Raw genomic sequence first — 8,423 nt, 5'->3', positions numbered from 1 at the left:
GCGGAGTCGTGATCCCTGACTGCTAGATCCGAACCATCCCGGCTCATCCCCGCCGGTGGGCGTCGACTCCTCGACGCTCACCGGCTATTCCCCGTTACGGAGACGGAACCATGCAAGAGATCATTCTGATGTCCGACCCGAGAGTCGCGGCGGTGCCGGTGGAGGAGTGCGGCGAGCCACTGGTCGATCTGCGCGAGATACCCGGGGTGCGGATCGACGAGCGGCTGGCCGACGCGGAAGGGGCGTACACCCGGATTCGCCTCGGCGTAGCCGAACGAGTGGCGACCGCGCAGAAACGCCTGCCCGGAGGGCTCCGATTCCTGGTGGTCGAGGGCTACCGTCCGCTGTCCCTCCAGATCCGCTACTTCGACGAGTACGCGGCCGAGCTGCGCGCCGCCAATCCCGAGTGGTCCGAAGAACACCTGTACGTCCAAGCCTCCCGGTCCCTCGCCCCACCCGCTGTCGGGCCTCACGTCTGCGGCGGCGCCATCGACCTCACGCTCTGCACCTCCGAAGGGCGCGAACTCCCGATGGGCACCGAGGTCAACGCCAGCCCCGAAGAAAGCGCCAACGCCTGCTACACCAACGCCCCCGGCCTCTCCCCCTCCGCCCGCTCCAACCGCACCATCCTCGCCACCGCCCTGAGCTCCGCCGGCCTCGTCAACTACCCGACCGAGTGGTGGCACTGGTCCTACGGCGACCGCTACTGGGCAACCCTGTCCGGCGCCCAATCAGCCCTCTACTCCCCCTTGGAATGGCCCTAACCCCTTGCCTTCCAGGTAGTACCGCTCCGCGGCGGGTTACCGGGGATCTCCCACCCACCCTTCCACCCTTTGTCGAGCTGGCGCTCTGCCCCTCTTCCGGCACTCGCCGGTATGCCCGGCATAGCCTGCGGTAGTTCTCCCACCCACCCACCCCTTGATTGCTCGCGGGCTCCGCCCGCCCCGACTGCCCTCGGGCCGCGCTTAGCGTGGTGCCCCGCCGCGTGGCGCCCTTCGGCGAGCGCCGCGCAGCGGCAAACAGGGTGGGCGGGCGGGACAACCACCGCAACCGCGACGCGTAGCCAGAAGCCGGGAAGGGTCAAACCGGGACGCAGCAGCTGGACAAGCCGCCGCGCGGCGGCACACGGTGGGACACCCACCCCAGCCCACAAATCAGACCAAATCGAACTGGTGTTCGATATTTTTGAGGTGGGCGTAGAGCGCGGAGGGATGCTCTCGTATTCTGGGCTCATGACGGCGACCAGCTCTGAGGAACGCGCTGCGCTCATCGCGCTGCTGCGCGCCCGCCCGCAGGGTGTGAGCTGGGCCGAGATCACGGCCGAGGTCCTGGAGACGGGTAGTGCGACCCAGGTGTGGGAGCGGCTTGAGCCAGCGGCGCTGATCGCCCCTCCCGGCCTCCCGCATCCTGTCCAGGCCGCTGCCAAAGAGATCGCGCGCTGGACCAGCGAGGGCACCGAGTTCCTGACTGTGCTCGACGCCGACTATCCGGAAAGACTTCGCGGAGTGCATCAGGCCCCGCCGGTGCTGTTCTATCGAGGATCCCTCCGACCGAATGATGTCGGAGTCTCCGTCGTCGGTTCCCGCGCCGCCTCCAGGCAGGGAATCAAGATCGCGACGAATGTGGCGCGGGAACTCGTCGCGCGCGGCGTCACCGTCGTGTCGGGGCTGGCTCTCGGTATCGACACGGCCGCGCACCGCTCCGCCTTGGACGCCGGTGGACGCACCGTCGGGGTCATCGCGACCGGCATCAACAAGGTGTACCCGGCCGCGAACCGCACCCTCCACCAGGAGATCGCGGAGAAGGGGCTGCTGCTGTCGCAGTTCTGGCCGGACGCGCCGCCGCAAAAGCACACGTACCTGATGCGGAACGCCACCATGTCCGGGTACGGCATCGCCACCGTCGTGGTGGAGGCCGGAGAGACGAGCGGGGCGCGAACCCAGGCCCGGCTGGCTGTCGAGCACGGCCGACCGGTGATCCTCACTGACCTGGTGGTGAACGGCAATCAGTGGGCGCAGGCGCTCGTCGGACGCCCTGGCGTCCACGTGGCCTCGGGGATCAGCGAGGTCATGGCCATCGTGGACGAGCTTGTCCGCATCTACCGCGACGCCGGCGGCACCCTGCACAAGCTGGTCATGGCTTGACCTCGCCGAACGCCCCGCCGACCCGCGAGGTGCTCGACGCGGTCGTTGCGGCACTCGTGTCACAGGCGGGTGGCTATCTGCGCAACCCCGTACGCCGGTCCGGTGTGACGTGCGCCGTCTGTACGACTCCCAGCGACGGCGCCATGTTCTGCGGCCCCTGCTGGGGGCACCGCAGAACTCCCGGTGTCGCCGACCTGGTCTGTGCCCTCACCTACGTGTTCGGAGGGACTCAATCCGGATACCTCATGCGCCTGTACAAAGGCCAGACCCCGCAAGAGCAGCACCAGGTTGTCCTGGCCGCGCTCATGTTTCTAGGCGGATCCCTCCACTCCGGCTGCGCTGAGCGAATCGTGGGCCGACCCTTCACTCACTGGTCGTTCGTCCCTTCGCTTCCCGCCAAGCAGGGCGAACACCCCTTCCGCAGATTCGCTTCCCGCGCCGCGCGAGGTCTCGAGGTTCCCCTGCGAGCCGCGCAGCAGGCGTCCAATCCGCGGATGCTCAGCGTGGAGCACTTCCAAGCTGCCGCCACTCTGCCGCCGGGCTCGCATGTCCTTCTCATGGACGACACCTGGACGCAAGGCGGTCACGCACAGTCCGCGGCCCTCGCGCTCCGGACGGCCGGCGCGGGCAAGGTCTCCATCATGGTCGCCGCCCGTTGGATCAATCCCGGGTACGGCACCAACCAGGACTTCATCCGAACCCACCTCACCAGCGACTTCAACCCTCGCATCTGTCCCTGGACCGAAGGATTATGTCCTGCCCCGACAACGCCCTGACCTGATCAGAAGGATGGAGAATCCCCCGGGGTCCCGCCAATCCGGAGAATCGGTCATATAGCTGATCTCCCAGTGATTTCTCAGGATATATTCGCCCCTGTGCTGATCTCGGCGCCTCCGTCTTCGGCGGCCATCGGAGAACCCGCCGCCGTTGAACCCCCTGTTCAGCAGCGGCTTCGGGTGCTCGACCTGTTGCGGTTCGTGGCGGCTCTCGCGGTGGTGCTGTTCCACTTCGGGGAGACCCGCGCCTGGGGCACTCCCAACGCTTTCCCAGAACTCAGCGCCGTCACCATGTTCGGCGTCTACGGTGTCCGCCTCTTCTTCATGATCAGCGGCTTCGTGATCCTCATGAGCGCCTGGGGCCGCAGCACCGGCGAGTTCGCCGCCTCGCGGATCGCCCGCCTCTACCCCGCGTACTGGGCGAGCGTCATCATCCTCGGCGGCATCGCCCTGGCCGGATGGATCACCGACCATCGCCCGACGCTGCCGGAGCTCCTGGCCAATCTGACCATGTTCCAGCACGGTATGCGCATCCGCGACCTGGAGATCGTCTACTGGACCCTCTGGCAGGAGCTCGTCTTCTACGTGATGATCGGCTGCTTCGCCGCGGTGGGCATCACGTACCGGCGCTGCCTCGGCTTCATGGCCGGGTGGGTGTTCCTGCTCCTGGTCGGCGAGCGCCTGGACATCAGCCTGCTCAAGGTGGCTCTGGTGCAGTTCAGCGCGCCGTACTTCATCGCGGGCATGGCGCTGTTCCTGATCTACCGCTTCGGCGGCTCGCTGCTACCCTGGCTGTTCGTGGTCGTCGGCTGGATCATGGGCCTCATCCAGCTGCTCGGCGAGCGTCCCCCCGCGCTGGCCCGGTTCGGGGAGGCGGCGGGCACCGCGCTGGTGGTCGGCGTGGTCTCGCTCATCTTCCTGGTGATGAGCCTGGTGGCGCTGGGCAAGTTCGAGGGCGTCGACTGGAAGTGGTTCACGGTGCTGGGCGCGCTCACGTACCCGCTGTACCTGTTCCACCACCATGTCGGGTTCCTGCTGATCCAGTGGCTGCACCCGGTTCTGGGGAACCGGGTGACGCTGCCGCTGGTGCTGGTGGCCGTGCTGGGGGTCGCCTGGCTGGTCTACCGCCTGGTCGAGGTCCCGCTCCAGCCCCGGCTCAAGTCCGCGCTGGCCCGCTCGCTGCGCGCCGACACGTAAAGTTCATTTCTTCTTCGGCCAGACCTCACCCGGCGCGAGCTTGCGGTCGCCGAGCAGGGTCGAGACGGTCACGAACTTGTAGCCCTTCTTCTTGAGGGTGCTCAGCACGGTCGGCATGGCCTTCACCGTCTCGGGGACGATGTCGTGCAGCAGGATCACCCCGTTCCGCTTGGCCAGCTTGAGCGTACGAGCCGTGATGATCTTCTTGTTCCTGGCCTGCCAGTCGAGCGTGGAACCGGTCCACAGGATCTGCGGCAGCCCCAGTTCGGCCATCCGCGCCCCCACCCGCGCGTTCGTGGCCCCCGACGGCGGGCGCATCATGGTCGGCCACAGCCCGATGGTGTCGTGGATCACCTCCTGCGTGCTGGTGATCTCGGCGACGATCTCCTCGTCGGAGAGCTCGGTCAGGTTCGGGTGGTCCCAGGTGTGGTTCCCGACCTCGTGCCCTTCCTTGACCATGCGCTGCATCATCTCCGGACGGTTGGCCACCTTCCTGCCGAGTACGAAGAACGTGGCATTGGCCTTGTACTTCTTGAGCGTGTCCAGCAGCTCCGGCGTGTACGGCCACGGCCCGTCGTCGAATGTCAGCGCGATGCACTTGTACTTCTGGCAGTACGGCTTCGCCGCCTGCGCCGTCGCCGGAGGCATGATCAGCCCTGCCAGGGCCAGGGACGCGCACGCCGCGGCTAAGCCGGTCCGGACCGTACGGGAAACTCTGACATCTTTAACCTTCAACCACATGCTGCCGAATCTTATCGGCGAGCACTTAAGTCGTCGTCTCGACGATCTTTTCGGTATTTCCTTGCATCCAGCGACATCGGTGCGGTTGTATCCATACCGCGCCGGTTCCTGTCCTCACGTCCCCACTGCTGGGAGTGACGGTGGAGTTTCGAATATTAGGGCCCGTCGAGGTGTGGGACGGGGTGCGCAGCCTGCACCTGGGGGGCCCGAAGCCGCGCACGCTGCTGGCCGCTCTGCTGCTGGAGCCCGGCAGGGTCGTCTCCGTGGAGCGGCTCATCGACGTCCTGTGGCCGACCGCGCCGCCGGGCAGCGCTCCCGCGCTCATCCAGACGTACGTCTCCGCGCTGCGCAAGGAACTCCTCGCCGCCGGGCGCGGTGAGGTGATCGAGACGCGGGCGCCGGGATACGTCGTCCGTACGCGGCCGGGAGAGGTGGACTCCGCCCAGTTCGAGGTGTTCGTCGCGGATGGGCGGCGGCAGGCGGCCGCGGGTGATCTGGAAGGCGCGAGCGAGTTGTTCTCGGCGGCGCTCGGGCTGTGGCGGGGTGAGGCGCTCGGGGGGCTCGGGGAGGCGTTGCGCGCCGAGGCCACCCGTCTGGAGGAGATGCGCCTGTCGGCCGTCGAGGAGCGCGTCACCGTCGATCTGGCCCGCAACGCCGAATCCGAGATCGTGGCCGAGCTCCGCTCGCTCGTCGGCGACCATCCCACCCGGGAACGGCTCCGCGGCCAGCTCATGATCGCCCTCTACCGGCTGGGCATGCAGGCCGAGGCCCTGGCCGTCTTCCAGCGCGGACGCGACCTGCTCGTGGAGGAACTCGGCATCGAACCGGGCTCGGAACTGCGCGCCGTCCACGAAGCCGTCCTCCGCGCCGACGACTCCGCCCTCGGCTGGAGCGGCGCCGCGCGAACCCGCCCCCAGGAGGCACGACTCGGCCCCCAAGACGTCTGGTACGGCGTGCACGACCCCCGCCTCGGGACTGCGGACCTGCGCTACGTGCCCCCCGGCGAAGAGCGGGCGGAGACTCCGCGCCCCGGCCACGTGCTGGCCCAACTGCCGCCGGAGCCCCCGGACTTCACCGGACGGCGGAACGAGGTCGAACTCCTGGCCGAGCTGCTCGTGCCGCGGACAGGGAGTTCGTCGGTGCCGGTGGCCGTCGTCTCCGGGCAGGGCGGAAGCGGCAAGTCCGCGCTTGCCGGGCATGTCGGGCATCGGTTGGCGCGGGAGTTCCCCGACGGGCAGATCCACGTGGAACTGCGCGGCATGTCCGACGCCCCGGCCACGCCGGAAGAGGTGCTCGGCCGGCTGCTGCGCGAACTCGGCGCCGACCCCGTCAACCTGCCCACCGGCCGTGAGGAACGCGCCGCCCGCTATCGGTCCCTGCTCGCGGGGCGGCGCGTGCTCATCGTCCTCGACGACGCCGCCGACGAACGCCAGGTACGGCCGCTGCTTCCCGGAACCCCCGGTCCCGCCGTCCTCATCACTTCGCGCAACCGGCTGTCGGGGCTGGCCGGAGCCACGTTCACCGAGCTTGCCGTACTCAGCCCGGACGAAGGCGTCGAGTTGCTGACCAGGATCGTCGGCACCGACCGGGTCGGACGCGAGCAGGAGCCCGCGCGGCGGATCGTCGCCCTCTGCGGCCACCTGCCGCTCGCCATCAGGATCGCGGGCGCCAAACTCATGTCCCGCCGTGCCTGGTCGCTGGACCTCATGGCCGAGCGGCTCACCAGCGAGCTGCGCCGCCTGGACGAGCTCGCCGTCGGCGACCAGGAAGTGCGTGCCGGCATCGAGCTCAGCTACCGCGCGCTGCCCGTCGAGGCCCAGCGCGGCCTGCGCCTCCTCGGCCTGCTCGGTTTGCCGGGCTTCTGTGCGGCCACGGTGGGAGCACTCCTCGGCCTCTCCCGCCACGAGGCCGAAGACCTCATCGAGGGCCTCGTCGACGCCCAACTCGTCGAACACACCGGCACCGACGGCCTCGGCGAACTGCGCTACCGCATCCACGACCTGGTACGGATCTTCGCCAGGGAACGCGCCGAATCCGAGGAACCCTCAGAAGAACGTCTGGGAGCGGTACGGCGTGTGCTCGGACGATGGCTGTGGCTGATCCAGCAGATCACGTTGGCCGCACCCTCCGGGTCGATCCACTTGCGGGAGGAGTACCCGCACGCCATCGAGGCCGATCCCGGGCTGGCGGCGCGGGTGCTCGCCGACCCGCGCGCCTGGTTCGAGGCCGAGCAGGACAGCCTGGTCGTCGGCGTCGAAGTGGCCGCCGCGATGGACCTGGACGAGCTGGCCGGGGAACTCGCCTCCGCGCTGTGCGGGTCCGTCTTCGTGGTGCACAACCGGCTCCAGGCATGGACGCGCACCCACGACGCCGCGCTCGCCGCCGCCCGGCGGGCCGGGAACAAACACGGCGAAGCCCGCCTGCTGGCCGAACTCGGCGAGCTCAAGTACGCCCAGGACCGGTTCGCCGAAGCCCGCGAGTGCCTGGTCCGGGCGCTGGTCATGTTCCGGGAGGTCGGCGACGCGCAGGGGGAGACCTCCGCGCTGGCCTCGCTCGGGGCGTCCTGCCGGGAGCAGGGCAGCTTCGCCGAAGCCCTCGACTACCTGGACGCGGCCAGGACCTCCGCCCTCGCCATGGGCGACGACGCCGCCATCGGGCAGATCACCCGGCTACGCGGCTCCGTGCACCTCGAACTCGGCGACTACACCCCCGCCCAGGAGGATCTCGCCGAATCCCTCGCCGCCTACCGGAAGGCGGGCAGCCGCCGCGGCGAAGCCCTCAGCCTGCGCAGCCTCTCCCTGGTCCACCGCGCCATGGGCGAACTCACCCGGGCCGAAGACCTCGCCGCCCAGTCTCTGGCCATCTTCCGCGAGGTCGGCGACGAACTCTTCGAAGCCTTCGGCGTCCAGGCCTGGGCCAAAGCCCGCTTCCGCCAGGGCAAGTTCGACGGCCTGCTCGCCCAGCTCGAAAACGCCCTCGCCGTCTCCCGCCGCTCCGCCGACCGCTTCGGCTCCGCCCTCACCCTCCGCACCCTCGGCGAACTCCACCTCGCCGAAGGCCGCCTCCCCCAAGCCGCCACCTGTTTCGACCAGTCCATCCACCTCTGGGACGAACTGGACCTCCCCCTCTTCCGCGCCCGTACCCTCCGCGACGTCGCCCGCCTCCAATCCCTCCAATCCGACCCCACCGCCCAATCCACCCTCACCACCGCCCTGGAAATCTTCCAGAAGTACGGCTCCCGCGAACACACCGAACTTCTCGACAACCCCTGACTCCGCTGGACACCGGGCTCCGCTTTCGCCGTTGCGGTGGTCGTCCCACCCGCCCACCCTTCGCCACCGCCGGGTCGACCAACCCTGCCCGGCAGTGGTTCCGGTGGGGGTTTCCGTGCACGCGCTGGCCGTGGTTGTCCCCACCCGCCCACCCTGTTCGCCGCTGCGCGGCACGTGCCGGACGAGCCGCCACACGGCGAGCGACCTCCGTAGGCGCGGGCCGAGCCCGCAAGCAGAAGGGGGGTGGGTGGGAGAACCACCGCAGGCAATGCCGGGCATGCCAGCGAGCGCCG

General features: G+C 69.1%; 6 protein-coding genes. 5 read left to right on the top strand and 1 reads right to left on the bottom strand.

Going from position 1 to position 8,423, the window contains the following annotated elements; translation table 11 throughout:
• The first annotated feature begins 110 nt into the window (after positions 1-110).
• The 4 genes from Aph01nite_RS28790 to Aph01nite_RS28775 all read left to right on the top strand — a co-directional run bounded on the left by Aph01nite_RS28790 (position 111) and on the right by Aph01nite_RS28775 (position 4,117).
• Positions 111-764 carry a M15 family metallopeptidase gene (locus tag Aph01nite_RS28790; RefSeq protein WP_204044148.1) on the top strand — a complete coding sequence of 218 codons (654 nt, stop codon included), beginning with the start codon at positions 111-113 and terminating at the stop codon, positions 762-764.
• Positions 765-1,232: 468 nt separating this feature from the next.
• The gene (locus tag Aph01nite_RS28785; protein ID WP_204044147.1) at positions 1,233-2,144 is read left to right on the top strand and encodes a DNA-processing protein DprA; all 912 of its coding nucleotides are present in this window, start codon (positions 1,233-1,235) and stop codon (positions 2,142-2,144) included.
• A complete protein-coding gene (locus Aph01nite_RS28780) occupies positions 2,141-2,920 on the top strand; it encodes a phosphoribosyltransferase (protein WP_204044146.1) in 780 nt (259 codons plus the stop codon). The genes Aph01nite_RS28785 and Aph01nite_RS28780 overlap by 4 nt, the downstream gene beginning before the upstream one ends.
• A gap of 99 nt (positions 2,921-3,019) precedes the next feature.
• Positions 3,020-4,117 carry an acyltransferase family protein gene (locus tag Aph01nite_RS28775; protein ID WP_204044145.1) on the top strand — a complete coding sequence of 366 codons (1,098 nt, stop codon included), beginning with the start codon at positions 3,020-3,022 and terminating at the stop codon, positions 4,115-4,117.
• Between the two features lie 3 nt (positions 4,118-4,120).
• On the opposite strand, the gene Aph01nite_RS28770 is transcribed toward Aph01nite_RS28775, so the two are convergent.
• A complete protein-coding gene (locus tag Aph01nite_RS28770) occupies positions 4,121-4,765 on the bottom strand; it encodes a polysaccharide deacetylase family protein (RefSeq protein ID WP_204044144.1) in 645 nt (214 codons plus the stop codon).
• A gap of 233 nt (positions 4,766-4,998) precedes the next feature.
• Here Aph01nite_RS28770 and Aph01nite_RS28765 point away from each other — a divergent pair, with 233 nt between their 5' ends.
• Entirely contained in the window at positions 4,999-8,130 is a 3,132-nt protein-coding gene (locus Aph01nite_RS28765) for an AfsR/SARP family transcriptional regulator (protein WP_204044143.1), read from the top strand.
• The last annotated feature ends 293 nt before the right edge of the window (positions 8,131-8,423 follow it).

The sequence above is a fragment of the Acrocarpospora phusangensis genome (assembly GCF_016862995.1).
In the GTDB taxonomy this organism is placed as follows: Bacteria; Actinomycetota; Actinomycetes; order Streptosporangiales; family Streptosporangiaceae; genus Acrocarpospora; species Acrocarpospora phusangensis.
The sequence above is the reverse complement of the archived record's forward strand: the minus strand, read 5'-3'. Positions and strand labels throughout refer to the sequence as shown.